This is a genomic window from Arthrobacter phoenicis (assembly GCF_047238215.1).
GTDB lineage: Bacteria > Actinomycetota > Actinomycetes > Actinomycetales > Micrococcaceae > Arthrobacter.
On the sequence record NZ_JBDFMK010000001.1, the window covers coordinates 2,492,247 to 2,515,850 of the forward strand.

Genomic DNA, 23,604 nt, shown 5'->3' on the forward strand with positions numbered 1-23,604 from the left:
GAGGGGCCGGGCCACGTCAGCAGCGGACTAGTTGCGTCCCCGCCGCGGGACCACCTTGGTGAAGAGCATGAACGTGAAGCCGGAGGCGGCCGCGCCCAGAAGGAACACCTGGCAGAAGGCCACGGACTGCACGCTCGGGCCGCTGCGCAGCATCAGCCCGGCGCATGCGAAGGCCACCGCTCCGGCCAGCAGGGCCAGGGACCCCAGCAGCAGGCTCTGCACCGTGGCAGGGAACGCGGCGCCCGGGTCCAGCTCCAGGTCCCGGCGCTCCTGCTCCCTGGGGGTCCGCCGGGGCTGCAGGGTGGCGGCGGTCGCGAAGCTTACGACGGCGACGGCCATGGCGGCCACGGAGACGGTCTGGAACGTCGTCATCAGGGGAGAGAGGCGGGTGCCGCTGGCGATGGCGACGGCGAGTCCCGCGGCCATGCCCACCGCGCTGGCGACCCAGCCCAGCAGGGCCAGCCTCCGGCACAGCGGCCGCAGCCGGGGCCACACGTCTCCCAATGTCATTGATCCAGTTTAAGGACTCCGGCTGGGCGGACGCTGGGAGGGATCCGGGGGTTCCGCGGGTTCCCGCGGGCGGCCGGAAGGCGGTCCTAGGATGGTGCCATGGAACGCACCGGTCCGCGCCTGACCCGTCCTTTGCTGGGGCGGCTCCGGCTCGTGTCGCAGGGACTGGTCGGGGCGGGCTTCGCGTCGGTTCCGGAGGCGGTACGGACCATGACGGCGATGCAGGCCCAGGACCTGCCGGCCGCACTCTGGGCCGTGGGCGTGCGGGTCCCCGGGGCTGCCCTGGCCGACGTGCGCGACGCCTTGGACCGCGGCGAAGTGGTCCGGTCCTGGCCGGTGCGCGGGACCCTTCACCTGCTCGCTCCCGAGGACCTGGGCTGGATCCTGCAGATCACCTCCGGCCGGCTCCTCCGAAGCCTGGGCGCCCGGCACCGGCAACTGGACATCACCAGCGCGGACATCGACGCCGCCGCCGACGCCGCGCTGCAACGGGTGGCCGGCGGTGCCGCGGTCAGCCGGGCGGAGCTGTTCGAGGCGTTTGACCAGGCGGGCCAGTCTCCGGCAGGGCAGCGCGGTATCCACCTGCTCGCGGCCCTCTGCCAGCTGCGCCTGCTGGTCCTGGGGCCGCTTGCGGGCAACCAGCAGCTGGTGGTCGCCTTCGATGACTGGATCACGGCGTCGCGGACCCTGGATCGGGCGGAGGGGACGGCCGAATGGCTGCTGCGCTACCTGCTCAGCCACGGCCCGGCCACCGAACGGGACTTCGCCTGGTGGTCCGGGATTCCGCTCACCGAGACCCGCGCCGCGCTGGCGCAGATCCGGGACCAACTGGCGGAGCTGGAGTTCGAGGGGAATCGCTACTGGCTGGCCCCGGAAACCGCGGCGCTGCTGGCCGAGGGTGTTCCCGGCGGCCGCTCCGTGCTGGCGCTGCCGGGATTCGACGAATTCGTCCTCGGCTACACGGACCGGTCCGTAGTCCTCCCGGCCGACCACGCTGACAAGATCGTGCCGGGCAGCAACGGTGTCTTCAAGAAGACCATCGTCGCCGGCGGGCAGGTGGTCGGGACGTGGAGCGCCACGGCGCGCCGCGGCCGGGGCGCCGGCGGGAACCAGGGCGTCGACGTCGTCGCAGAACCCTTCGAGGGCCGGGACGGACTGCGGCCCGCCGCCCGACAATCGTTCGAGCTGCGGGCCGCGGAGTACCGGCGGTTCCTGGGGCTATAGCCCCGGGCGTCAGAGCGTGCCGGTGGCGATCTTGAGCATGCGGCGCAGCGGCTCGGCTGCGCCCCAGAGGAGCTGGTCACCCACGGTGAAGGCGCTGATGTACTCGGGGCCCATCTCCAGCTTGCGGATCCGTCCCACCGGGATGTTCAGCGTGCCGGACGCCGCCACGGGGGTCAGGTCAGCCATGGACGCTTCCTTGGTGTTGGGCACCACGGTGGCCCACTCGTTGTCTGCGTCCAGCAGCTTCTCGATCTCGGCAACGGAGAGATCCTCGCGGAGCTTCAGGGTCAAGGCCTGTGAGTGGGAGCGCATGGCGCCGATCCGGACACAGAGGCCGTCCATGATCACCCGGTCCGCGACGGAGGTGCCAAGGATCTTGTTGGTCTCCACGCCGGCCTTCCATTCTTCCTTGGACTGGCCGTTGCCCAGGTCCGCATCGATCCAGGGGATCAACGAGCCGGCCAGCGGCACGCCGAACTGGGTAGCGTCAATGTCGGTGCGCTGGTGGGCCAGGACCTTGCGGTCGATCTCGAGGATGGCCGACGCCGGGTCGTCCAGTTCCGTGCTGACCTCGGCATTGAGCGTGCCGAACTGGCTGAGCAGTTCGCGCATGTGCCGGGCGCCGCCGCCGGAGGCCGCCTGGTAGGTCATGGAGGTTCCCCACTCGACCAGGCCGTTGGTGAACAGCCCGCCCAGGCCCATGAGCATGCAGGAGACGGTGCAGTTTCCGCCGATGAAGTCCTTGACCCCGCCGTCCAGGCCGGCGTCGATGACGTCGCGGTTGATCGGGTCCAGGACGATGATCGAGTTTTCGCTCATCCGCAGGGTGGAGGCGGCGTCGATCCAGAGGCCGTCCCAGCCGCGGCCGCGCAGTTCGCCGTGGACCTGCTTGGTGTAGTCGCCGCCCTGGGCGGTGACGATGATCGGCAGCTTCGCGAGGGTCTCGACGTCGTAGGCGTCCTCCAGCTTCCCGGCCGCGCCGGACGCGGCACCAGCGATGTCCGGGGCTGCACCGCCCGCGTTGGAGGTGGAGAAGAAGACCGGGTTGATGGCGGCGAAGTCGCCCTCGTCCTGCATGCGCTGCATCAGGACGGAGCCGACCATGCCGCGCCATCCGACCAGTCCGACGGTCGGGGAAGCTGCTGTAGTCATTGGGCCAGTTTAGACTTCGCGCCGCCGGAGCCGCAGTCGGTTACGCCACAGCCAGTGTGCGATGGCGGTTACCCCTGAGCGCAAGCTCCCTGTTAGTCCAGTTGGCGCGGGCTGGGCTCCGGAAGTCCACGCTCGCGGCAGATGCGCCGGGCCTTGAACTCGGAGACGGCGAGCCGGACGGCGTAGAGCACTCCCGCGGCGCCAACCACAGTCAGCACGAGCGCACCCCACATCGGGCTTTCGCCCTGCGAGGTCGGGGCTGCCACGAGGACGACAGAGAATACGGTCACGGCTGCGAAAACGGCCGCCAGGACGACCATCCCGAACGCCGTGGTGACGATCGGCCCCGATCCGGCGGGGCAAAGCCGATCTCGTCCGGGGCGTAGGAGTGCAGCCGGCCGCGGTCCAATGTCCTGGTCAGGAGCCGTTCTTCTCCGGCGGCCACGGCACGTTCGTGCCGGGCGCGAGCCTCGTCGTCATGCCGGCGGTCGGTATCGTCATTCGGCATGGTTCTCCTTCATTGGTCCTATTCCCGGCGTCCCGGGGCGTGCATTGAAGAAGTTCGGCTGGGGCAGATGCTGGCTAGTCGCGCACGCTTGAGCGGCGTGTGGGGTGCTCAAGCGTCTTGCCCCTGGCACGTCGAAGGCGCGCCGCCCTGCGTTCCTTGAGGTAGTACGTCCATGAAGTGGGCACGAGGAAAAGGACGACCGTAAAGCCGATGATCAATTGCGCCCAATTCGTCACTTTGTGGTCGATCAGGAGCCCGACGCCGACCACAACTACTACCGAGGAACGTGCCCGGCGCCCGGCTCGGGTGCCCGCCGCTCTGTCCGCAGCCTTTTGGCGTTGTATTCGCCCCTTGCCATGCCGAAGATGTACCAGGCCCCATAACCTCCGAGCGCCGTTAGGAGCAGTGCAGCCCAGAACGGCTGCTCGCCACGGCCCACGGGGCTCAGCAGTATCACCAAGGAAAGAACCACCAGCAGGCCCATCACCGCGGTGAGAATGCCCATACCCCACCAGGACCTGACCTGCGCTTGGCCACGGCCGGGGGAGAACCCGATTTCGTCGGCGGGGTAGCTGTGCAGTTCGCCGCTGTCCGTCTTCCGCAGCACGCGCTTTTCACCCCGTACGAGTGCCTCCTTGTGCTCGGCATAGACGTCATCGTTGCGGCGTTCGCGTTCGCGTTCGCGTTCGCGTTCGCGCTCGCGATCGAAGCTCACTGTTCGTCCTGACTCTTGGTGCGGAGATGGCCAAAATGACGGTTGTCAGCACCCTGCAGAGGACAACTGCGCCCGCCGGGGGAGTTCATGGGCATGACGACTACGAGGCCGTGGCCCTTGCGGACCCCGAACTCCTTATCGGCGTAAGGGACGACGCAGCCGTTCTCGGCCGGACGGCGCTTCATGGGTGTTCCGCGCCCGGCTCCGCATTGTCATCATTTCGGGACGGCGACAGACGCGCATGCGGATCCTCCGTCACGCTATTCCACTGGCCGGGGCAGGTTGCGGGCCTTGCGAAGCTTTTCGGCTTTGCGTTCCTTAAAGTAGTTGAACCAGGCAGCGGTGAAGGGGAAGATGCAGGCGGGAAAGACCCACCAGACCTCGCCAGCGATGTGCCAGGCGTCCTGTCTGATGACCTGGACGACGAAGTAGACCAGCCCACCCATTCCGATCGTCAGCAGGATAGCCAGGAAAAGAATGCCGTTGGCGCTATTGACCGGCTTGATGACGCCCAGCCCGTCGTCTTTGCGTACGCCATATTCTTCGTCGGTGTAAGCGACAACCTCACCGTTATCTCCCAGCCGGTGCCGAACCCGGCTCTCCGGAGGCTCGGGCGGAACATATCCCGGATCCTGCGGGACGTCCCTGCTACGCCTCGCCACGGCGCTCCTCGATGGCCCGCAGCAGGGCGGCATCGTCCACGCCTTCAGTTTCCTCGACCTGATCAGTGGCGAAGTCGGGAACGCCGGTCGTCCAGAAGTCGCCCTCCCTGCGCACCAGCAGGTGGGTTTCTTCCTCAAGGGTCTTGAAAACGAAATAGGCGGAGCCTCCGGGGTTGTCCTGAGCGTGTTGCCGGACCAAGCGCAGTGTCGCTTCCGCAGATGTGATGGCCGGGTCCTGCGCGAACGCGAACCATGTGCCCAGCAGTCGGGGCTGGAGCATCAGCGCGATGTCGGGGGCCTCGATGAGCAGCACGTTGTCCATCGACTCGGGTGCCAGGAGGGACACCTCCGTCCAGCGGGTCGCCTGGCCAAAGGCAGCCGCGACGGCGGCGGCGACACCGGTCACGCCGAGGTCTCCCTCTTCATCGACCGTGGCCATATCCCGTGCCAGCAGTGAGGAGGCGCCGGCGGTCGCCAGAGTGACGTCGTCCACCATCTCTTCAGCCCGGAAGACGCTGACGGAACGGTCACGGGCCGGTCCCTCGAAAACGTCAAGCAGGTAGGCGATTTCGCCAACGCCGAACCCGACGACATCGACGCCGAGCCGGGGCTCGTAGGCGGTTTCGTCCTGGACTGTCATGTAGTTCTCCTAATCTAAAAGCCGAAGAAGTGTGCCACGGACTTGCCAGCATCTGTGACCCTGTCAGCGGCATCGCTGACGAACTTCCCGGGATCCTTGACGGCATTGGCGATGCCTTCGCCGACGTTCTTGCCCACGCTGGTAATGGTGTCCCAATTCTCGTAAATGGCTACGCCCACGCTGGCCACCTGGCAGATGGTCCCCGCTGGTGGTGGCATGAAGCATCCGACACCGAGCATCGTTTTGCCCAGGCTGGCGGCGCCGTCCAGGAGTTTGCCTTCCGAGAAGTTCTTGACCGTGTCCACGGCATTGAATCCGACCCCGGCCCAGCCGAGAGTTCGGGACAGGCCGGATTTCCCTAGCCAGTCCCAGCTTTTGCCAGCCCCAAAGAGTTGCCGCTCTTCTAGCAGCGGCGCCAATCGTGACAGCCCGGGGAGGTGCTTGTTAAGGTCCTTGAGCGATGCGATGTCCGAGGCCTTGTCGATCAGGCCGATCGTCTTGCTTGACTCCGTCGATTTCGTGAGCAGCTTCTTGAGAGGATCACTTCGCAAGAGGTTGCGGGCGGTGAATCCGGGGCCGCCCACCCGGTGACGACCGCTGGTAAAGAACGCCTTGGACAGTGCATCCCGCTCGTTCTTGAGCACCCAGCCATACTGCCCGAGGTGTTTGGCCAGAGTGAGGGGAGCCTTGATGTTCTTCTGGATCCCCATGATGGACCTGATCGTGGCAACGCCCCCGGCGGCCGCGCCGCCGCCTTCCACAGCCCATGCACCGGCGCCATGGCCGAGCGGACCCAGCGGCCCGCCGCCGGACCCGGCCTTGGCGTTACTGGCCTTCTCCTGCTCGTCGGCCTGCGTCAGGAGCTGCTTGGACTGCTGCTTGAGTGCCCGGGCGGTCTGCTGGATCAGGGCGCGGTGGCTGCCGTTCCACTCCGAGGTGAACCGCGCGCTGTCCGCGCCCTTCCACGACGTGTTGTTGTTGATCGCCGCCGTCAGGGCCGTCGACTGCTGCAGCAGCGTCTCCGAGGTCTGCCCGAAGCTTTGCGCCAGCATGCGCAGCTGGGCGACGTCGGCGCCCCACACGTTACCTGCCACGATGTACATCCCCCTTTGTCGGGCACGAGCCTACTGTGCCGTTGCCGCACTCCCACGTATTCCACCGGCCGCCGTCCACCTCAGCGAGGGGACCCGTGAACCGGACCGCCCCAATCTAACCCGGTTGCCGGCAGCCCGCGATGGGGTGCTCTCCCCATCCGGGTCCGCCGGGGCGAAGAGAGGGAAGACGTCGGCCGCTACTCGCCGTCGTCGGCCAGCAGGGCGCTCTTGCGCCGCCGCAGCGCGAACATGGCGCCGAAGGCGAACACCTGGGTGACGATCACCAGCACGATCGCCCCGGCGATCTTGTTGCCGCCCAGGATCATGGTCAGTCCGACGATCGCGGACAGCAGCGCCAGCAGGGGCAGGAGCATGTAGCCCAGGACGAACAGGGTTTCGGGTTTGCGCAGCATTATTTGGCCTCCGTACGGCGCCAGAGGGTGATCCGGTAGCGGGTGCCGTTGGCGGCGGTGAGCCAGCCGTCGGCCGGGTACGTGGCATCGGTGCGCCACTCGTAGCCGAGCTCGGGGGCGAAGGTGTCGCCTTCGGCGGCGGTATCGATAGTGGTGACGACGGCGACGTCCGCCAGGTCCAGAGCCTGCGCGTAGATCTCCCCGCCGCCGATCACCCAGACCATCTCCGGGCCGGGCGCGAACTGGGACTCCAAGAGCGCCTCATCGAGGGATGCCACGGCCAGGGCGCCCTCCGCCTCGGGGGTGTCGCCCCAGCCGTCCTGCCGGGTGATGACGATGTTGGCCCGGCCCGGAAGCGGGCGGAACTTCGCTGGGAAGGACTGCCAGGTCTTCCGCCCCATGATGACCGGGTGTCCGGCGGTGAGCCGGCTGAAGTGCCGCATGTCCTCGGGCAGCTCCCACGGCATGGTGCCGTCCTGGCCGATCACTCCGGTGCTTGTCTGTGCCCACACCAGGCCCAGGCCGGTGAGGCTGCCGTGCAACTGGTCGGTGAAGCCGCCGGGCTCTGCGGGGGCGGCCGCCGTGTTGCCCTGCTGGGGATCGGTGCTCATACGGCGATCGGGGCCTTGATCGTGGGGTGGTGCCGGTAGCCGACCACCTCGAAGTCCTCAAGGGTGTAGTCGAAGATCGACGCCGGGGTTCGGGTGAGCTTCAGCGCCGGGTACTCGTATGGTTCGCGTTCCAGCTGGGTGCGGACCTGGTCCACGTGGTTGTCGTAGATGTGCACGTCCCCGCCGGTCCAGACGAACTCACCGGGTTCCAGCCCGGTCTGCTGGGCGACCATCAGGGCCAGCAGGGCGTAGGAGGCGATGTTGAACGGGACACCGAGGAAGAGGTCCGCCGAACGCTGGTACAGCTGGCAGGAGAGCTTGCCGTCGGCCACGTAGAACTGGAAGAACGCGTGGCAGGGCGGCAGTGCCATGTTCTTGAGTTCGGAGACGTTCCAGGCCGAGACGATGTGCCGGCGGGAGTCCGGGTTGCTCTTGAGGTTCTCGATCAGCTCGGCGATCTGGTCGATGTGGCCGCCGTCGGGCGTGGGCCAGGACCGCCACTGCACGCCGTAAACCGGGCCCAGCTCGCCGTCGGCGTCGGCCCATTCGTTCCAGATGGTGACGCCCTGCTCCTGCAACCACTTCACATTGCTGTCGCCGCGCAGGAACCAGAGCAGTTCGGCGGCGATCGACTTGAAGTGCACGCGTTTGGTAGTGATCAGCGGGAAGCTGTCGGCCAGGTCGAAGCGCAGCTGGCGGCCGAAGACGCTGCTGGTGCCCGTCCCCGTGCGGTCGGATTTGTGGGTGCCGTGCTCCAGGACGTCGCGAAGCAGGTCTTCGTAGGGCGTTGGGATGCTCACCCCACCAGTCTACTGACCTACTGACCGGAACCCGGAGGCGGTGTTCGGCAGCCGACCCTAGTCGTAGGTGCGGGACAGCCGCACCCTGAGCAGTTCGAGGACCGTCGCATCGTCCAGATGGGCAGAGCGGGCAGCGGTGATGAGGCGGTCGGCAGCCTGCGCCACCTCGACGCCGGTGCCTCCCGGGCTGGCCCCCGGCGGCAGTGAGGTTGCCACCGTCGTCCCCTTCCGGCGGCCCGTCTCGACCAAACCGGCGTGCTCCAACTCCCGGTACGCCCGGGCGACCGTACCCGCGGCGATGCCCAGGTCTGCCGCCAGCCGCCGCACGGTCGGGAGGTGCGCCCCCGGCTCAAGGGCACCGGCGGAGATCAACGCCGCAATCTGCGCCCGGATTTGTTCGAACGGGGGAACTGCCGAGCGGAGATCGATGGAAAGTCCTGCGGTCATGCGGCAGGCTGCGGGCTGGACCGTACGAAACCTCCGTGCGGAAGACGGACGGGCACGATGGCGATGACGATGGCGGCAGCAACGAAGACGGCGCCCGCCGCGGAAGCGGGCCACCACTCACCGACGGAGTACCCGAAAGGCACTCCGGTCCCGGCCGGCGCGAAGACCGCAGCCCATGCCGGGGTTTGGGTCATGAGCAAGGCGGCGGTCAACGCGGCCAGGAGCGACGACATGGTCCGCACGGCCCGGTGCACGGTGACGGTCCGGAGCGCTGTGTCCGGCCCGTTGAGGACGCTTCGCCGGAACCGGGAGAGCAGTGCGACCGGCAGGGAGGCGGCCGCGCCGACAGCCGCCAGCCCCGCGATGGGCAGCCAGTCCGCCGCGGCACCGAGTGAACTCTGACCGACGGCCGTGATGGCCAAGGCCAGCAGGAATGCGACGAGCGCCAGGATGGCCGTGGTCAGCATCGCCGGGCCGACGGTCCTGCGTGGCTGGCTGCGGGGGACTCCGGCGTCGCCGTAGTTGTGCTGGAGCACCAGCTCCCCGGCGGCCAGGACGGCTGATGAGGCAACCGCGGCGACGGTGGCGAAGACGGCCCAGCCCAGCTCGAAGGTTTCGGCAGCCGGACCGGAGAGGACGAATGCCCCCACCACCACCGGCAACCCGGCAGCAGCGGCGTGGAGCGGCCCAAGCGAGAACAGCAGCCGTGCCGCCGGATGCTGGCCGGATCGCAGCCCCTCAACCGGACGGTTATCGGGTCCGAGCAGCGACGCCGCCAGCGTGGGCGGCCGCCAGCAGAACATCACCAGCAACACCGCCATGCCGGCCAGTCCGGCCAGATTGACCCACCCCGTGGAAACGGCGGCCGGACCCGGGTGCGTCGCGAAGTTGCCTGCGATGACGCCCAGGCCCGCGGCGATGGTGGCGACGGTCCTCAGCAGGCGGTTCATGGCGATGCTGCGCAGGGTCGCATTGTCCGCGGCGTCGAGGGCCTCCAGCTGACGGCGGCCGGCGATGAGAAGGAGCACCAGCACAGTGCCGCCGGCCAGGACCACCAGCGCCCCGCCGAGCCAGGCGGCCAGTTCCAGTCCGGGGATGCGCCCGTCGCGGCCTCCCAGGATCAGGGGGACGGATCCGTCGTTCACGGTAACGGCCGGGACGGCGTCGAAGCCCGGCAGCGTCGCAACGACGGCGATCAACGCACCGGCCGCTGCGAAAATCCCGCCCGTCACCAGCGCCAGGCGGCGCGGCAGGAAATCCCGGATCCGCCGTACGGAGAGCACCGTCCGACGTCGGGCCTGCTGGGGCCCGGGGTAGCTGAGCTGTCCCACGGCGTGCACCGCGAGGCAGCCCAGGACCGGCCAGGCCAGGGCGAGAGCGACGGCGTCTGTGGTCCTGGCATAGGGCGCCCCCGAGGGATTGGCCGGGATGATGCCGAGGTTCATCGCGCCCTGAAGCGAGCTGGCAAACCAGCCGATGATCCCCACCCACAGCGCATGATTGGACAGCGACGCGGCCGATGTTCCGGTGGCGGGGTCGCGGCTCACCCAGCGGAGCACGACGTACACCACCATGGCGCCCAGCGAGAGCCCCACCACCAGCATCGATGGCACGTACAGAAGGCCCGGCATAAGATCCCCCAATGATCCGCCTATTTTGTATCAAGCAGTTGATACAAACTAGCCCGGCGGGACACGGGGGTCAAGGATCTAGTCGTCGAACGGGCGGAACTGCTCCACGGCGATAACCTTGCCCTTGGCCCGCGAGACGTGGCAGACCACGAGTTCGCCCGGCGCAAGATACGGATCCGACTCCGGCAGCAGGGCGCGGAGCCTGGAGTTCATGTGCTTGCCCAGCTGCGCGAACACGGTGGGGAGCGCCGGCCTGTGCGTGCACAGCGCCACCGGCCGTTCCTTGTCGAAGAGGCCCTCCACCACGTTGGCTGTCTTGTGGGGGCTGCGGCTGTGCAGGTGTTCGGTGAGTGACTCGTGCAACTTGACCTTGGCGTCCACGGCCTTGGCATAGGGCGCGACCGTCGCGACGCAGCGCAGCCACGGGCTGGTGACCACGCGGGAGGGGCTCCATGCCTGCAGCAGCCTCCCCACGGCCTGGGCCTGGCGGGTTCCGGTGGCCGCCAGCGGCCGGTCACCCTCGGCCTTGGACCAGGAGGAGCGGGGCTTGGCCTTGGCGTGCCGGATCACCACAAGGGGCCAGGTCTCCAGCTCGTGCCGCTCGTGGGCGGCCACGAGCGCGTCCAGCGGCGCGCGGTCGGAGGGATTGGTGAGCAGGCGGGCTGCCTTCTCCGGCGCGCACCACAGCACGCTGTCCACTTCCTTGCCGTCCGGGTGCAGGGGAGCGCCGTCGACGTCGACCGCCCAGTAGTGCACCACCTTCAGCCCGGCGTTGACCCGGTAGTGGATCGACGGCAGGGGGATGCCCAGCGGCGCCCGCAGGCCGATCTCCTCGGAGACCTCCCGCGCCGCGCACTCGGGAACCGTCTCGCCCGGATCCAGCTTTCCCTTGGGCCAGGACCAGTCGTCGTAGCGGGGCCGGTGGATCAGCAGGACCTCCAGCTTGTCCTTCTTCACCCGCCAGGGCAGGGCTCCGGCGGCGACGACGGCGATCGGTTCGCCGGCATGCTCGGTCTGGTCCGCTGCCAGCGCGTCGCTGTTCACTAGCGGCGGCCCTAGCGCAGGCTCGCCGGGCGCTGCCGGGAACGGGACGCGAGCAGCCAGGACTGGACGTCCTGCAGTTCGGTGCCGTCCTCGGCGAGGTGGTGGCGGGACCACTCACCGCTGCGGTCCAGGTGCCAGCTGGCCGTCGCGGGGTCCATGTACCGGCGCAGCATGTCCAGCACGTAGGTGACGTCGTCGCTGCTGGAGAGCTGGACCAGGGCCTCGACCCGGCGGTCCAGGTTGCGGTGCATCATGTCCGCGGAACCGATGTAGACCACGGGGTCCCCGGCGTTGGCGAAGGCGAAGACGCGCGAGTGTTCCAGGAACCGGCCCAGGATGGAGCGGACCGTGATGTTCTCGCTCAGGCCCGGCACACCCGGCCGCAGCGAGCAGATGCCGCGGACGATCACGTCCACCTTCACGCCGGCCTGCGAAGCCCGGTACAGGGAATCGATGATGGCCTCGTCGACCATGGAGTTGACCTTGATCTGCACCCGGGAGGCGATGCCGGCCCGGGCGTTGCGGATCTCGGTTTCGATCCGGTCGATCAGGCCGGACCGGACGGACCGCGGCGCCACGAGCAGCCGCTTGAACGTGGACTTGGGAGCGTAGCCGGAGAGCTGGTTGAACAGCCGGGACAGGTCCTCGCCCACCTGCTCGTTGGCGGTCAGCAGGCCCAGGTCCTCGTAGTAGCGGGCGGTACGGGGGTGGTAGTTGCCCGTGCCGATGTGGCAGTAGCGGCGCAGCCCGTCGACTTCCTGGCGGACCACCAGGGAGAGCTTGCAGTGCGTCTTCAGGCCTACGATGCCGTAAACCACGTGCACGCCTGCCTGCTCGAGCTTCCGGGCCCAGGAGATATTGGCTTGCTCATCGAAGCGGGCCTTGATCTCCACCAGGGCCAGGACCTGCTTACCGGCCTCGGCAGCGTCGATCAGGGCGTCGACGATCGGCGAGTCACCGGAGGTGCGGTACAGGGTCTGCTTGATGGCCTGGACCTTGGGGTCCGCGGCGGCCTGCTCCAGGAACGCCTGGACCGAGGTGGAGAAGGAGTCGTAGGGGTGGTGCAGCAGGATGTCCCGGCGGCGCATCGCGGCGAAGACGTTGGCCGCCTTCGAGGTCTCCGATTCGTTCAGGTACCGGGAGGTGTGCGGAACGTGCTTGGGGTAGTGCAGGTCAGCCCGGTCGATCCCGGCGACGACGGAGAGGCCGCGCAGGTCCAGCGGCGCGGGCACGGAGTACACCTCGGATTCCTCGACGCCCAGTTCGCGGATCAGCAGCGCCCGGATGTTGGGGTTGATGTCGTTGGTGAGTTCCAGCCGGACGGGCGGGCCGAAGCGGCGGCGCAGCAGTTCCTTCTCCAGCGCCTGCAGCAGGTTCTCGGCGTCGTCCTCTTCAACCTCGACGTCCTCGTTGCGGGTCACGCGGAAGGTGTGGTGCTCCAGCACCTCCATGCCGGCGAACAGCTGGTCCAGGTGGACGGCGATGACTTCCTCGAGCGCGATGAAACGGGCCACCCGGCCGGGCACGGACCCGGCGCGCGGGCCGTCGATGGAGATCAGCCGCGGCAGCTGGTCGGGGACCTTGACGCGGGCAAAGAGTTCCTTGTCGCTTACCGGGTTGCGGACCACGACGGCGAGGTTCAGGGAGAGCCCGGAAATGTAGGGGAACGGGTGCGCGGGGTCCACGGCCAGCGGCGTCAGGATCGGGAAGACCTTCTCGGCGAACATGGCGCTGAGCTGGTCCTTGGCCTGGTCATCCAGCTCGTCCCAGTGCATCAGATGGATGTGCTCGTAGGCCAGGGCCGGGCGGATCTGCTCGGCCCAGACCCGGGCGTGGCGCTGCTGCAGCCGATGCGCCTCCTCGCCGATCTGTTCCAGGACCTGCATGGGGCTCAGCCCCGCCGGGGACGGCACGGCGAGTCCGGTGGCGATGCGGCGCTTGAGGCCGGCCACCCGGACCATGAAGAACTCGTCCAGGTTGGAGGCGAAGATGGACAGGAAGCTGACCCGCTCCAGCAGGTGCAGGTTCGGATCCTCGGCCAGTTCCAGGACGCGGGCGTTGAAGGCCAGCCAGCTCAGCTCACGGTCCAGGAAACGGTCCGGGCTGATGTCGCCCTCCGGTTCGAGGTTCGGGGCGAACTCCGGGATGTCGATCCGGTCCTGGGTGGCGCGCGAGGCGGGAACTTCGGAGGAGCCGAACCGGGCCCGCGCCGGCCGGGAGGAGCTCTTCTGCGTTCCGGCCTCAGACGTGGCCGTCCCGGCGTGTTCCCGTTGCATGGTCTCTCCTAATGCTGGCGCGATGTAGCTTCAACCTTACAAGGATTCGCACCCCGGCGAGCCCGTTTGACGCCCGGTCCGGCGGCCGTGGTGCGCCCTAGCCGGCGGTCCGCGGGGCGTACATGACGTCCATGTCCCAGCGGGTGAAGCCGAGCCGGCGGTAGAGCGCGACGGCGGGGATGTTGTCGCCGTCGACGTACAGCATCACCGCGTGCAGGCCCTGCCGCTGGAGGTGCCGGATCCCGGCGACGGTGAGGGCCTTGCCGAGTCCGGTGCCCTGGGCCTCCGGGGCGACGCCGACGACGTAGACCTCGCCGATCGCGGGGTGGTCGCCGTGCCGGGGGTGGATCTTGGTCCAGTGGAAGCCGAGCAGCCGGCCGGAGGCGTCCTCGGCAAGCAGGAATCCCTCGGGGCTGAACCAGTCCTCGGCCATCCGGGCATCCAGGTCGGCGCGGGTCATGGCGCCCTGTTCGGGGTGGTGGGCGAACGCGGCACGATTCACCGCCAGCCAAGCCTCCTCGTCCCGTCCCGGCTCGAAGCTGCGCAGCGTCACGCCCTCCGGCAGCGGCACATCCGGCAGGTCCGAGGCTGCCGTGGCCAGCCGCATCTTCCACAGTTCCCGGACCGGCACGTACCCGTACCGGGCGGCAAGGTCCGCCGCGGCCTCATGGTTGCCGTGCGACCACGCCTTCAGGCCGGCGAAGCCACGCACGCGCTGCAGTTCGCTGACCAGACGGTCCGCCACGCCCTGATTGCGGTAGCTGGGGTGCACCGCCACCTCCAGCACCGCGCCGTCGTCCGGCTCCCCGATCACGACGGCGACGCCGGCCAGGTCGTTGCCGTGCGGACCGGCGGGAGCGCCGGAAGCCTGCGGAACGTCGGCGTCGGCGGCCTTGCCGGAATAGTCGGGGGAGTAGAGCGCCAGGGTCATCACCGAATGCGGGCCGGCGTCCGCGGCCCGCAGGGTGACAAGCGTCTGCTCGGACAGGGGCGGGTTGCCGTCGGATTCCTCCGCGGCGGCCACCAGCGTCCTGACATCACGCAGCAGCTGCTCATCGACAGCTCCCTGCAGGGTGAGTACGGGCCAGTTTTCCGGGTGCGCGGGACTCATGGTGCAAGGCTATACGTCCCCGGGCCCGGGAAGGGGGTATCCGCCGGATTTGATGCATCGCCGGCGGATGGGTATAGTCGGTAACTCATCCGGCGCAGGGATCGATCGATTGGATCGCTGTTTCGGAATGTGAGGGGGATCCACCAGTGGGGTGGCCTCGATACGTTCGACCCGTATGTCCTCCACGAAAGTGCCGAAAGATGCACAGCAAAGGCCCCGGACCTGATGGTCCGGGGCCTTTGCTGTGTTCGGCTTACTGCATTTTGCGGTTTATGTCGGAGGTTTACAGCCGCGCCGAGGGGCTACGCCTCGGAGAGTTCCTCGTCCGGCTGCCGGGCCAGGGTGAGCCGGTAGCCGACGTTGCGTACGGTGCTGATCAGGTTCTCGTGGTCCGCTCCCAGCTTGGCGCGCAGCCGCCGGACGTGCACATCCACGGTGCGGGTGCCGCCGTAGTAGTCATAGCCCCAGACCTCGGTGAGCAGCTGCTGGCGGGTGAACACCCGTCCGGGGTGCTGGGCCAGGTACTTCAGCAGTTCGAATTCCTTGAACGTCAGGTTCAGCACGGCGCCGTTGACCCGGGCGGTGTAGCTGGCCTCGTCAATCACGACGCCGGCCGCGCGGATCTCGGTGGGGGTGTCGTCCTGGTCCGGCATGGCGCGGGCGATGCCGAGCCGGATCCTGGCCTCCACCTCGGCCGGTCCGGCGGACTCGAGCAGGATGTCGTCAACGGCCCAGGCGGAGGAAACGGCGGCCATGCCGCCCTCGGTGAGGATCAGCATGAGCGGGGCGCTGAGGCCGGTGGCCTTCAGGAGCTGGGTCAGGGAGCGGGCGCCCACCAGGTCCTTGCGGGCGTCGAGCAGGACGATGTCGCAGGGGTCGGTCTCGAGCAGTGCCGTGGGCTCCGCCGGCAGGATGTGGACCCGGTGGTTGAGCAACTCAAGCGCAGGCAGGACGTCCACCGATGAGCCGGTGCTGTTCGTCAATAACAGGATGTGCGACATGGTTCCTCCAAGGGGTGTCCGCGCATCGTTGGGCGTTTGTGCCGGGCTTTCACCGGCCGGTACTGGACTCCCGGTCCGGACTCCGGTGTGCGGAGCCCTGCTTGAAGTCTGGTGCAGCCCTGGGTGGGGCCGGCCGGGGGAGCGTAGCTGAGGCTCTGAGTATACCCAAACGCCCTCCAACGGGCACGGTTTCGCGGCTTGCCGCGCCCGCTGCTGCGACACACAACGTTCATATAGGGCAGGATTGACCGGAGAACCGCCGCGGGAAGAACCGCAGTCCACAGAGCAGCCAACACGGCAGTCAACAGAGCCGCACGGGGGAGAACCGCATTGGGAAGAAGCGCATGAAGTCCTGGAGCGTCGGTGTTATCGGCCTGGCCGGGCTCGCCGCAATCGTCGCCGGAGCCTACTCCACCCCGGAGGTCCTGCTGGCCGTCGCCGTGCTGACCGCAGCCCTCGTGGGCTTCGGATGGCCGCACTTCCTGGGCATCCCGGCCAAAAAGACCCTTGCCGCGCTGATCGGGCTGCCGGGGATCGGATCCGCGGTGGCCGCAACCTACCTGCCAGGCCCGGCATTCCTCGCCTGGACCCCGGCCTTCATCGCCGCCGGCGTGATGGCGGTGTTCGTCATGCAGCTGATCCGCGGGACCGGCCAGGCGCAGCGGCTCGAATCCACCCTGGGCTCCTGCGCCGGCGTCCTGCTCTCCTGCCTCGGCGCAGGCTGGATCGCCTGCTCGCGGTTCAACGGAGTCAAGGAGATGCTGCTCATCGCCGCCATCAGCGCGGCGATCGCGCTGGCGGCCGGCCTGATCCGCTGGCCGGACCGCGTGGTGGCGCCGCTGGGCATTGTGGGGGCCGGGCTGGCCGGACCGCTGGCGGGTTTGGCGATCTCGAACATCGCCGTGGTGCCCGCGGCCTTGGTTGGAATAGTGGTCGGCGCCGTGCTGGTCAGCTTCCGCCGCCTCGTGATCATCCGCGGCGAAACCCTAAACCTCGCCGCGGTCCTTGGAATGGGGCTGGGACCCGTCTCAGCCGTCGGATCCCTGGCCTACTTCATCGATAAACTCCTCATCCACTAACGCGTTAGGATGTCATCATGTCCGTACTTGCATTTGAAATCTTCTTCCTTGTCCTGCTTGCCGTGGCCGGTCTGTCCATGGCCTGGTTCGCCGGATTCGTGGTCTACCGCCTCTTCAAGGGCCAGAAGTAACCACCACCCCGCAACCGCCCGGAAACCGTCGCTTTAGAGGTCATCGCCGTGCCCATTGAGATCCCAACCGATCTGACGCCCGAAATCGTTCCGCTGTCCTGGCTCATTGGTGAGTGGGAGGGCCGCGGCCGGCTCGGCGCCGGCGACGAGGATTCCGAGCACTTCCTGCAGCACGTCTCCTTCACCCACAACGGCCTGCCCTACCTGCAGTACCGGGCCGAATCGTGGCTGACGGATGACGAGGGCACCAAGCTGCGCCCGCTGACGGTGGAGACCGGCTTCTGGGCCCTCGACCGGAAACAGCGCGAGGAGGACGGCGGTCCCGGCCTGATCCCGGCCGACATCGTCCCCGTGTTCAAGAGCGCCGAAGAGGTCGAGGAGCTCCGCAACGCCGACGGCGGGTTCGACATCTCCGTCTCCATCGCCCACCCGGGTTGCATCTCCGAGCTGTACTACGGCCAGATCAAGGGACCACAGATCCAGCTCAGCACGGACCTGGTGATGCGTGGCAGCCACTCCAAGGACTACACCGCGGCCACCCGCATCTTCGGGCTGGTGGACGGGAACCTCCTCTGGCGGTGGGACGTTGCAGCCGGAAAGAGCCAGGCTACCGACGGCGGCAGCGGCCTGGAAGCCCACGCCTCCGCCATCCTCAGTAAGGTCGGCTGACAGCGCAGCTGCCCGGGACCGCTCCCCGCCGCCGGCTTTCCACAAGTCCGCATCGAACGCGGGGAGCAGTGCCAATAAAGGGAGCAGTGCCATGAGTGATCCGCAGACCAGCGAAGCCGGCAAACGCCGCTATGACGACCTCTCCGCCGTCTTCTTCAACGGCACCCTGAAGAAGTCGCCGGAGACTTCCAACACGGACGGGCTGATCCGGATCAGCCGCCGGATCATGGAGAAGCAGGGCGTCGCCACCCGGGTCATCCGGACCGTTGACCACGACATCGCCAGCGGCGTGTACCCGGACATGCGCGAGCACGGCTGGTCCACCGACGCGTGGCCGGAGCTGTACCCGGCGGTGCGGGACGCGGACATCGTCGTCGTCGCCGGCCCCATCTGGCTGGGCGACAACTCCTCGCAGACCAAGAAACTCATCGAACGTCTCTACGCCCACTCCGGCGAACTAAACTCCCGGGGCCAGTGGGCGTTCTACCCCAAGGTCGGCGGCTGCCTCATTACCGGCAACGAGGACGGCATCAAGCACTGCGCCATGAACGTGCTGTACAGCCTGCAGCACATCGGTTTCACCATCCCGCCCCAGGCCGACGCCGGCTGGATCGGCGCCGTGGGACCCGGTCCCAGCTACCTCGACGAGGACTCCGGCGGCCCGGAGAACGACTTCACCAACCGCAACGCCACGTTCATGACCTGGAACCTTTTGCACCTGGCCCGGATGCTCAAGGACGCCGGCGGCATCCCGGCCTACGGCAACCTGCCCGAGGCCTGGAAATCGGGCACCCGTTTTGACTTCGAAAATCCGGAATACCGCTGAGGACAGAGGACTTCTACTTCATATGAGCACCAAGAGCCCTTTGCTGTCGCGCCCCGGAGCCGTGGAGGCCGCCGGACCCGACGCCGGCGTGGCCGCCCACTACGGCGAGCCCCTGCGTGAGCAGCGCGCCCTGGCGGCCGGCACCGCCGTCGTCGACCTCTCGCACCGCGGGGTGGTCACGGTCACCGGGCCCGACCGCCTGAGCTGGCTCAACACCCTGTCCTCGCAGCAGGTCACGGCCCTGCCCCCGGGCCAGTCCACCGAGCTGCTGCTGCTCAGCGTGCAGGGCCGGATTGAGTTCGACGCCCGCGTCGTCGACGACGGTGCCACCACCTGGCTGATCGTCGAGGCCGCGGAGGCCGCCCCGCTGGCCGAGTGGTTGAACCGGATGAAGTTCATGCTCCGGGTGGAAATCGCCGATGTCAGCGCGGACTGGGCCGTGCTGGGCAGCACCCGGGCTGTCCCCGAATGGGACCGCCTGACCGTCTGGGAGGATCCCTGGCCGCACGTCGGCGCCGGAGGGTACTCCTACGCCGTCGTGGCCGAGCAGGAGCACCCCGGGCTGGAGCGGCCGTGGTTCGAGTACCTGGTCCCCGCAGCGGACCTGGAAGCCACGGTAGGGGAGCGCCCCATCGCCGGTACCCTCGCCGCCGAGGCGCTGCGCATCGCCGCCTGGCGTCCGCGCTGGGGTGCTGAGACCGACGAGAAGACCATCCCGCACGAGCTGGACCTTCTGCGCACGGCCGTCCACCTGGCCAAGGGCTGCTACAAGGGCCAGGAAACCGTCGCCCGAGTCCACAACCTGGGCCACCCGCCCCGCCGCCTGGTATTTCTCCAGCTCGACGGTTCCCAGCACACCTTGCCCGCCGTCGGCAGTGACGTGTTCGCCGGGGACAAGAAGGTCGGCACCGTGACCTCGGTGGGCCAGCATTACGAAATGGGCCCGGTGGCCCTCGCGGTGATCAAGCGCTCCGCCGATCCGGCGCAGGTCCTGACCGTCGCCGACGGCACCGAGACGTACCCCGCGGCCCAGGAACTCGTGGTCGCGCCCGACGCCGGCCAGGTTGTCGGCCGGCAGACCGGATTCCTGAGGAGCCCCCGATGACCGGCGAACAGCATTCAGCCACGCAGGCCCCCGATGCGGACGCCGTCGACCTCGCGCACAGGCTTTTCGACGCCGCCAGGGAGGGTGACACGCCACTTCTGGCGGCGTACCTCTCCGCCGGCGCCCCCGCGACGCTGAGCACCGCCGCCGGCGATTCCCTCCTGATGCTGGCCGCCTACCATGGCCACGCGGAGACGGTGCGGCTGATCCTGAGCCACGGCGGCGATGCCAACACCGCCAACGACCGCGGCCAGACGCCGCTGGCCGGCGCCGTCTTCAAGGGCTACCGCGACGTGGTCGAGGCGCTGGTCGATGCCGGCGCGGACCCCGACGCCGGCAGCCCCACCGCCCGGGACGCGGCCACCATGTTCGCGCGCAGCGAGATCCTCGCCCTGTTGCGCTGACCTGGTTGTCCCACCCCGGCTGTAGTCTCAACGCTCCACCTTCACCCCGGCAGTAAGCACCTAAAGGAAGAACCGATGGAAAACGTAGCGCGGCCCTGGGCGGCCCTCTGGTCCCTGGTGATCGGGTTCTTCATGATCCTGATCGACACCACCATCGTCTCGGTGGCGAACCCGAAGATCATGGAAGGACTCAACGCCGACATCAACTCGGTGATCTGGGTGACCAGCGCGTACCTGCTGGCCTACGCGGTTCCGCTGCTGATCACCGGACGCCTGGGCGACCGGTTCGGTCCGAAGCGGCTCTACCTCACCGGCTTGGTGGTCTTCACTCTTGCCTCACTCTGGTGCGGGCTTTCCGGCGACATCCAGACGTTGATCGCGGCCCGCGTGCTGCAGGGCCTCGGCGCCGCGCTGATGACGCCGCAGACAATGGCCGTCATCACCAGGATTTTCCCGCCGGACCGCCGCGGTGCCGCCATGGGCATCTGGGGCGCCACCGCCGGCGTCGCCACCCTGGTGGGCCCTATCCTCGGCGGCGTCCTGGTGGACGGGCTGGGCTGGGAGTGGATCTTCTTCATCAACATTCCGGTCGGGATCGTCGGCTTCGTGCTGGCACTGCGGTTCGTCCCGGCGCTGGACACCCACCCGCACAAGTTCGACATCCCCGGCGTGCTGCTCAGCGCCGTCGGCCTGTTCCTGCTGGTGTTCGGCATCCAGGAGGGCGAGACCTACAACTGGGGCACCATCAGCGGCCCGATCACCGTGTGGGGCCTGATCGTCGCCGGCATCATCGTGCTCGTGGGCTTCGTCCTCTGGCAGCACTTCAACAAGGGTGAGCCGCTCCTGCCGCTGGGCCTGTTCAAGGACCGCAACTTCTCGCTGGCCAATATCGCCATCACTTCGGTTGGCTTCACGGTCACCGGGTTTGGTCTGCCCCTGATCTTCTACTACCAGGTGGTGCGCGGCCTCACGCCCACGCAGTCGGCGCTGATGATGGTGCCCATGGCCGTTATCTCCGGCGGCCTGGCCCCGGTAGTGGGCCGGATCATCGACAAGGTCAACCCGAAGTACATCACGGCCACCGGTCTGGTCCTGATGTCCGTGGCCCTGTTCTGGAACTCCTCGCTGATGCACCCGGACACGCCCATCTGGCTGTTCCTGCTGCCCAGCACCGTCCTCGGCTTCGCCAACGCGGGCATCTGGGCTCCGCTGAGCTCCACCGCCACCCGCAACCTGCCGCCGCGGCAGGCCGGCGCCGGTTCGGGCGTCTACAACACGACCCGCCAGATTGGCGCCGTCCTGGGCAGTGCCGCGATCGCCGTGCTGATCCAGTCCCGGCTGGCCGCAGAGCTTCCGGCGGCGCCGGGATCGGCCGGCAAGGCCAGCCCGATGGCCTTTGGCGGTGCGCTGCCGCCGCAGCTGCATGAGGGTTTCTCGACCGCGATGGGCCAATCCATCCTGCTCCCCGCCGTCGTGATCCTGCTCGGTGCGGCCGTGGCGCTGTTCTTCGCCAAGCCCCAGGTCACCCAGCCGTGGACGGCACCGGCAGCAGAGTCCAAGCCGACGTCGGATTCTGCGACGGCGGAGCCCGCCAAGGAGGGTAGCGACGTCGTGGCCGACGGCGTGGAAGCCCGGCAGGTCTAAGGCGATACGCCAGGGCCGCTCGATGGGATGCCCCGTCGAGCGGCCCTGCTGGTCCGGGCTGCAGATTCGGCGCTAGCCCAGCAGGACGCTGGTCTGGATCCCGCCGGCGGTGAAGTCCATGCTCCGTGCCAGGGCCAGCGAGCCCTTGTTGCTGACATCGGCACGCCACTGAAGGGTCAGCCCGGAGGCGAGGGCCTCGTGGGCAACGATCGAGGCTGCGAGCGTCCCAAGCCCGCGCCGCCGCCACTCGGGGGCCACCAGGACACCAAGGTGCGCCAGGATCCCCTCCCACTCGCTGTAAGCGCCGCAGGCCACCGGGGAACGGCGGCCGTCCTCGACGTGCATAATGGTGAATCGGTTTTCCAGGTCCGCCAGGCCCACCTCGTTGACGTCGTCGGGCGGGCACAGGCCCTCGAGTTCGATGGCCTCGGGGTTGCCGTGGGAGACGGTGAGCTCTTCGGCAGGCTGCCGCAGGGGCAGGTCATCGGCGAAGAAAAGGGCAGCGGCCCCGAGGCCGTGGCCGCCCCGGGCACGGGTGATCGTCAGGAGCGTCACGTGTTGGGCCAGCTCCTCGTCGGAGTAGGCCTCGGCGGCTTCCAACGCCCAACCCGGTCCCACCAGGGCCGAGCCGCCGAACAGCCGAACGAACTGAAGCGCCCGGGCATCGTCGACGACGCGGGTGATCCGCTGCCCGCCGGAGGCCGCGAACGCGCCGTCGTCGAGCCCCAAGCGGCGGGCCCACGCGAGCTGGATGATGTCGGCGGAGCCGGGCGTGAGTGTCATGGTTCAACCCTACCCAGACCCGTAGCGGGCATCGGCCGGGCGCGGCTGCGGCGGCTTAGCCGAAGAGGACGGCGGCTTCCTCGTAGCGGTGCTGCGGGACGCTCTTGAGGTTGCCCAGGGCCGCCTCGAAACCGACGTGGACGATGTCCGTGCCGTTGAGCGAGACCATGGTGCCCCAGCGCTCCTCCACCACAGAGTCGATGGCCGCCATGCCGAGGCGGGTGGCGAGGACCCGGTCGAAAGCAGTGGGGACGCCGCCGCGCTGGATGTGGCCGAGGACCGTGGCGCGGGTTTCGATGCCGGTGCGGGCCTCGAGCTCGGGGGCCAGCAGTTCGGCGATACCGCCCAGCCGGGGCCGGCCGAAGGTGTCCAGCCCGCGCTCGGAGTGCGGCGATTCCTGGCCCTCGGGGACGAAGCCCTCCGCGACGACCACCAGGGGTGCGCGGCCGCGCTCATGGGCGGAGACCACCCATTCGGTGATCTGCTCCATGGAGGCCTGCTGCTCGGGGATGAGGATGGCGTGGGCGCCGGAGGCCATGCCGGCGTGCAGGGCGATCCAGCCCACGTGCCGGCCCATGACTTCGGCGATCATGGTGCGGTGGTGCGATTCACCGGTGGTCCGCAGCCGGTCGATCGCCTCGGTGGCGATCTCGACGGCGGTGTCGAAGCCGAAGGTGTAGTCCGTGGCGTCGAGGTCGTTGTCGACGGTCTTGGGGACGCCGACGATCTTGAGGCCGGCGTCGGTGAGGCGCTTGGCGGCCGCGAGGGTGCCCTCGCCGCCGATCGCGATGATGGCGTCGATGCCCAGCCGGTCCATGTGGGCCTTGATGACTTCGGGGCCGCCGTTGTTTTCAAACGGGTTGGTGCGGGAGGTGCCCAGGATGGTGCCGCCCTGCTTGGCGATGCCGCGGACCATGGTCCGGGGAATCTCGATGATGTCGCCCTCGACGACGCCGCGCCAGCCGTCCAGGAATCCCACGAACTCGTGGCCGTGGACCGCGATGCCCTTGAGAACGGCGCCACGGATGACGGCGTTCAGTCCGGGGCAGTCGCCGCCGCTGGTGAGGATTCCAATTTTCATATCTGGGCTCAAATCCTGGTTTGAAGGTATACGGGCAGAGCGC

25 protein-coding genes are annotated in these 23,604 nt (G+C 68.4%); 7 read left to right on the forward strand and 18 right to left on the reverse strand.

Annotated elements, in window-relative coordinates:
- Positions 1-27: 27 nt before the first annotated feature.
- A complete protein-coding gene (locus ABC337_RS11745) occupies positions 28-510 on the reverse strand; it encodes a hypothetical protein (protein ID WP_412883796.1) in 483 nt (160 codons plus the stop codon).
- A 99-nt stretch (positions 511-609) separates the two neighbouring features.
- Between ABC337_RS11745 and ABC337_RS11750 the strand changes: the two genes are divergently transcribed.
- Positions 610-1,734, forward strand: coding sequence for a winged helix DNA-binding domain-containing protein (locus ABC337_RS11750; protein ID WP_412883795.1), 1,125 nt, complete (start codon positions 610-612; stop codon positions 1,732-1,734).
- 9 nt (positions 1,735-1,743) lie between these two features.
- Here the strand turns inward: ABC337_RS11750 and asd are convergent, their stop codons facing one another.
- From asd to ABC337_RS11825, 15 genes are all read right to left on the reverse strand, one after another.
- The gene (gene asd / locus ABC337_RS11755) at positions 1,744-2,886 is read right to left on the reverse strand and encodes an aspartate-semialdehyde dehydrogenase (RefSeq protein ID WP_412883794.1); all 1,143 of its coding nucleotides are present in this window, start codon (positions 2,884-2,886) and stop codon (positions 1,744-1,746) included.
- A 92-nt stretch (positions 2,887-2,978) separates the two neighbouring features.
- Positions 2,979-3,176: a hypothetical protein gene (locus ABC337_RS11760; protein WP_412883793.1), complete on the reverse strand. Its 198-nt coding sequence runs from the start codon at positions 3,174-3,176 to the stop codon at positions 2,979-2,981.
- Between the two features lie 492 nt (positions 3,177-3,668).
- Complete coding sequence (locus ABC337_RS11765; RefSeq protein WP_412883792.1) at positions 3,669-4,109, reverse strand: hypothetical protein; 441 nt, start codon at positions 4,107-4,109, stop codon at positions 3,669-3,671.
- A gap of 260 nt (positions 4,110-4,369) precedes the next feature.
- On the reverse strand, positions 4,370-4,771 hold the full coding sequence (locus ABC337_RS11770) for a hypothetical protein (protein WP_412883791.1): 402 nt from the start codon (positions 4,769-4,771) through the stop codon (positions 4,370-4,372).
- Entirely contained in the window at positions 4,758-5,411 is a 654-nt protein-coding gene (locus tag ABC337_RS11775; protein WP_412883790.1) for a hypothetical protein, read from the reverse strand. The genes ABC337_RS11770 and ABC337_RS11775 overlap by 14 nt, the downstream gene beginning before the upstream one ends.
- A gap of 14 nt (positions 5,412-5,425) precedes the next feature.
- Entirely contained in the window at positions 5,426-6,505 is a 1,080-nt protein-coding gene (locus ABC337_RS11780) for a WXG100 family type VII secretion target (RefSeq protein WP_412893229.1), read from the reverse strand.
- A 197-nt stretch (positions 6,506-6,702) separates the two neighbouring features.
- Positions 6,703-6,918 carry an NF038396 family protein gene (locus ABC337_RS11785; RefSeq protein ID WP_290255970.1) on the reverse strand — a complete coding sequence of 72 codons (216 nt, stop codon included), beginning with the start codon at positions 6,916-6,918 and terminating at the stop codon, positions 6,703-6,705.
- Positions 6,918-7,529, reverse strand: a complete 612-nt coding sequence (locus ABC337_RS11790; protein WP_412883788.1) for a dihydrofolate reductase — start codon at positions 7,527-7,529, stop codon at positions 6,918-6,920. Before ABC337_RS11790 ends, ABC337_RS11785 begins: the two co-directional genes overlap by 1 nt.
- Positions 7,526-8,329, reverse strand: coding sequence for a thymidylate synthase (locus ABC337_RS11795; RefSeq protein WP_412883787.1), 804 nt, complete (start codon positions 8,327-8,329; stop codon positions 7,526-7,528). Before ABC337_RS11795 ends, ABC337_RS11790 begins: the two co-directional genes overlap by 4 nt.
- Before the next feature lie 57 nt (positions 8,330-8,386).
- The gene (locus ABC337_RS11800) at positions 8,387-8,776 is read right to left on the reverse strand and encodes a GntR family transcriptional regulator (RefSeq protein ID WP_412883786.1); all 390 of its coding nucleotides are present in this window, start codon (positions 8,774-8,776) and stop codon (positions 8,387-8,389) included.
- Positions 8,773-10,407: a hypothetical protein gene (locus ABC337_RS11805; protein ID WP_412883785.1), complete on the reverse strand. Its 1,635-nt coding sequence runs from the start codon at positions 10,405-10,407 to the stop codon at positions 8,773-8,775. The genes ABC337_RS11800 and ABC337_RS11805 overlap by 4 nt, the downstream gene beginning before the upstream one ends.
- Before the next feature lie 78 nt (positions 10,408-10,485).
- Complete coding sequence (locus ABC337_RS11810; RefSeq protein WP_412883784.1) at positions 10,486-11,451, reverse strand: NUDIX hydrolase; 966 nt, start codon at positions 11,449-11,451, stop codon at positions 10,486-10,488.
- 11 nt (positions 11,452-11,462) lie between these two features.
- Positions 11,463-13,727, reverse strand: a complete 2,265-nt coding sequence (locus tag ABC337_RS11815; protein ID WP_412883783.1) for an RNA degradosome polyphosphate kinase — start codon at positions 13,725-13,727, stop codon at positions 11,463-11,465.
- A gap of 97 nt (positions 13,728-13,824) precedes the next feature.
- Entirely contained in the window at positions 13,825-14,838 is a 1,014-nt protein-coding gene (gene mshD / locus ABC337_RS11820; RefSeq protein ID WP_412883782.1) for a mycothiol synthase, read from the reverse strand.
- Between the two features lie 302 nt (positions 14,839-15,140).
- On the reverse strand, positions 15,141-15,839 hold the full coding sequence (locus tag ABC337_RS11825; RefSeq protein ID WP_290255962.1) for a winged helix-turn-helix transcriptional regulator: 699 nt from the start codon (positions 15,837-15,839) through the stop codon (positions 15,141-15,143).
- 344 nt (positions 15,840-16,183) lie between these two features.
- Between ABC337_RS11825 and ABC337_RS11830 the strand changes: the two genes are divergently transcribed.
- The 6 genes from ABC337_RS11830 (at position 16,184) to ABC337_RS11855 (ending at position 21,697) form a co-directional block, all read left to right on the forward strand.
- On the forward strand, positions 16,184-16,918 hold the full coding sequence (locus ABC337_RS11830) for a permease (RefSeq protein WP_412883781.1): 735 nt from the start codon (positions 16,184-16,186) through the stop codon (positions 16,916-16,918).
- 179 nt (positions 16,919-17,097) lie between these two features.
- Positions 17,098-17,718, forward strand: a complete 621-nt coding sequence (locus ABC337_RS11835; RefSeq protein ID WP_412883780.1) for a nitrobindin family protein — start codon at positions 17,098-17,100, stop codon at positions 17,716-17,718.
- Between the two features lie 91 nt (positions 17,719-17,809).
- On the forward strand, positions 17,810-18,544 hold the full coding sequence (locus ABC337_RS11840) for a flavodoxin family protein (RefSeq protein ID WP_412883779.1): 735 nt from the start codon (positions 17,810-17,812) through the stop codon (positions 18,542-18,544).
- Positions 18,545-18,566: 22 nt separating this feature from the next.
- A complete protein-coding gene (ygfZ, locus tag ABC337_RS11845; protein ID WP_412883778.1) occupies positions 18,567-19,649 on the forward strand; it encodes a CAF17-like 4Fe-4S cluster assembly/insertion protein YgfZ in 1,083 nt (360 codons plus the stop codon).
- Positions 19,646-20,053, forward strand: a complete 408-nt coding sequence (locus ABC337_RS11850) for an ankyrin repeat domain-containing protein (protein ID WP_412883777.1) — start codon at positions 19,646-19,648, stop codon at positions 20,051-20,053. Before ygfZ ends, ABC337_RS11850 begins: the two co-directional genes overlap by 4 nt.
- Before the next feature lie 75 nt (positions 20,054-20,128).
- Positions 20,129-21,697 carry a DHA2 family efflux MFS transporter permease subunit gene (locus ABC337_RS11855; RefSeq protein WP_412883776.1) on the forward strand — a complete coding sequence of 523 codons (1,569 nt, stop codon included), beginning with the start codon at positions 20,129-20,131 and terminating at the stop codon, positions 21,695-21,697.
- 72 nt (positions 21,698-21,769) lie between these two features.
- Here the strand turns inward: ABC337_RS11855 and ABC337_RS11860 are convergent, their stop codons facing one another.
- Both ABC337_RS11860 and ABC337_RS11865 read right to left on the reverse strand, forming a co-directional pair.
- Complete coding sequence (locus ABC337_RS11860; RefSeq protein WP_412883775.1) at positions 21,770-22,480, reverse strand: GNAT family N-acetyltransferase; 711 nt, start codon at positions 22,478-22,480, stop codon at positions 21,770-21,772.
- A 55-nt stretch (positions 22,481-22,535) separates the two neighbouring features.
- Complete coding sequence (locus tag ABC337_RS11865; RefSeq protein WP_290255954.1) at positions 22,536-23,561, reverse strand: 6-phosphofructokinase; 1,026 nt, start codon at positions 23,559-23,561, stop codon at positions 22,536-22,538.
- Between the last annotated feature and the right edge of the window lie 43 nt (positions 23,562-23,604).

Excerpts from the sequence above, each read along its gene's own strand:
- ABC337_RS11775 (WP_412883790.1), bottom strand. The coding sequence starts at position 5,411 with ATGACAGTCCAGGACGAAACCGCCTACGAGCCCCGGCTCGGCGTCGAT.
- ABC337_RS11750 (WP_412883795.1), top strand. The coding sequence starts at position 610 with ATGGAACGCACCGGTCCGCGCCTGACCCGTCCTTTGCTGGGGCGGCTC.
- ABC337_RS11815 (WP_412883783.1), bottom strand. The coding sequence starts at position 13,727 with ATGCAACGGGAACACGCCGGGACGGCCACGTCTGAGGCCGGAACGCAG.
- ABC337_RS11855 (WP_412883776.1), top strand. The coding sequence starts at position 20,129 with ATGGAAAACGTAGCGCGGCCCTGGGCGGCCCTCTGGTCCCTGGTGATC.
- ABC337_RS11865 (WP_290255954.1), bottom strand. The coding sequence starts at position 23,561 with ATGAAAATTGGAATCCTCACCAGCGGCGGCGACTGCCCCGGACTGAAC.
- mshD (WP_412883782.1), bottom strand. The coding sequence starts at position 14,838 with ATGAGTCCCGCGCACCCGGAAAACTGGCCCGTACTCACCCTGCAGGGA.
- asd (WP_412883794.1), bottom strand. The coding sequence starts at position 2,886 with ATGACTACAGCAGCTTCCCCGACCGTCGGACTGGTCGGATGGCGCGGC.
- ABC337_RS11800 (WP_412883786.1), bottom strand. The coding sequence starts at position 8,776 with ATGACCGCAGGACTTTCCATCGATCTCCGCTCGGCAGTTCCCCCGTTC.
- ygfZ (WP_412883778.1), top strand. The coding sequence starts at position 18,567 with ATGAGCACCAAGAGCCCTTTGCTGTCGCGCCCCGGAGCCGTGGAGGCC.
- ABC337_RS11840 (WP_412883779.1), top strand. The coding sequence starts at position 17,810 with ATGAGTGATCCGCAGACCAGCGAAGCCGGCAAACGCCGCTATGACGAC.
- ABC337_RS11825 (WP_290255962.1), bottom strand. The coding sequence starts at position 15,839 with ATGTCGCACATCCTGTTATTGACGAACAGCACCGGCTCATCGGTGGAC.
- ABC337_RS11830 (WP_412883781.1), top strand. The coding sequence starts at position 16,184 with ATGAAGTCCTGGAGCGTCGGTGTTATCGGCCTGGCCGGGCTCGCCGCA.
- ABC337_RS11785 (WP_290255970.1), bottom strand. The coding sequence starts at position 6,918 with ATGCTGCGCAAACCCGAAACCCTGTTCGTCCTGGGCTACATGCTCCTG.
- ABC337_RS11860 (WP_412883775.1), bottom strand. The coding sequence starts at position 22,480 with ATGACACTCACGCCCGGCTCCGCCGACATCATCCAGCTCGCGTGGGCC.
- ABC337_RS11805 (WP_412883785.1), bottom strand. The coding sequence starts at position 10,407 with ATGCCGGGCCTTCTGTACGTGCCATCGATGCTGGTGGTGGGGCTCTCG.
- ABC337_RS11790 (WP_412883788.1), bottom strand. The coding sequence starts at position 7,529 with ATGAGCACCGATCCCCAGCAGGGCAACACGGCGGCCGCCCCCGCAGAG.
- ABC337_RS11745 (WP_412883796.1), bottom strand. The coding sequence starts at position 510 with ATGACATTGGGAGACGTGTGGCCCCGGCTGCGGCCGCTGTGCCGGAGG.
- ABC337_RS11850 (WP_412883777.1), top strand. The coding sequence starts at position 19,646 with ATGACCGGCGAACAGCATTCAGCCACGCAGGCCCCCGATGCGGACGCC.